The following is a 203-nucleotide window of genomic DNA, read 5'->3' on the forward strand; positions in this document are numbered from 1 at the left end:
TTTAGCCCAGGGAGAAGCTTTTTGGCAGCTGTTTCTGTATACCGTTTTTTTGTTTTTTCAAAACTCTTGATGTTTTCATTTAATATATAATTGTAGACAAACCGGCAGCAGCCGATCGTTTGGTTAATCAGTTGTTTTTGCTCGTCACTTGGATGGATTTTAAACCGAAAGGCTTTAAAATGAAGGTTCTTTGTTTCATCTGT

1 protein-coding gene is annotated in these 203 nt (G+C 36.0%); it reads right to left on the bottom strand.

All coding sequences use genetic code 11. The features are described from left to right. A partial coding sequence (locus L2D08_RS23940) for a helix-turn-helix domain-containing protein (protein ID WP_242238041.1) occupies positions 1-203 on the bottom strand: 203 nt, incomplete at both ends.

Source organism: Domibacillus sp. PGB-M46, assembly GCF_022668875.1.
GTDB lineage: Bacteria > Bacillota > Bacilli > Bacillales > Domibacillaceae > Domibacillus.